The sequence below is a fragment of the Micromonospora sp. LOL_023 genome (assembly GCF_048060115.1).
In the GTDB taxonomy this organism is placed as follows: domain Bacteria; phylum Actinomycetota; class Actinomycetes; order Mycobacteriales; family Micromonosporaceae; genus Micromonospora_E.
In genome coordinates, this window is record NZ_JBHMIM010000195.1 from 1 (window position 1) to 495 (window position 495).

Annotated in this window: 1 protein-coding gene; it reads right to left on the reverse strand. The window is 62.2% G+C overall.

Features of this window, described 5'->3' with window-relative positions; all coding sequences use genetic code 11:
- Positions 1-495 (reverse strand): hypothetical protein (locus ACFHVL_RS31435; protein ID WP_416632256.1); only part of this gene is annotated, 495 nt, incomplete at both ends.

The following is a 495-nucleotide window of genomic DNA, read 5'->3' on the forward strand; positions in this document are numbered from 1 at the left end:
CTCGCCTCGTGTCCGGTTCTCAACACGGACAGAACCTCTCAAGCCGGAACAACGCCGGGGCCGTGGGTAGGACATGGTGTAGCCGTCGACGAAGATGCCTCCCAGCCGCTTCACGTGGCCGAATGCATTTCCCCAGTTGCCGTTCCATGCGTCCCCGATTGCCTGTCCGGCTTCGGAATAGCCGCCGCCGATATGGGAGGCGACTCCCTTGACCGCTCCGGCGATCCCTCGGCCGAAGTCGGTCACAGCGTTCTTGACGCCCGTGGCCGCAGATGTTTTCTTTGGTGTTGGCTTTGGGGTTGTTGTTCCTTTGAAGGTGCGATTTTTGGGTGTGCTGTAGGCGACGGTCTGTCGGCCGGTGCCTTCGATGCCGCCGCCCTTTTCGAGGAAGGCGAGTCCGGTGGGGTCGGTGTAGGTGGTGGGGCACGGCCCCGGCGTTGTTCCGGCTTGAGTCGTTCTGTCCGTGTTGAAAATCGGACATCGGCTGAGTTGCGG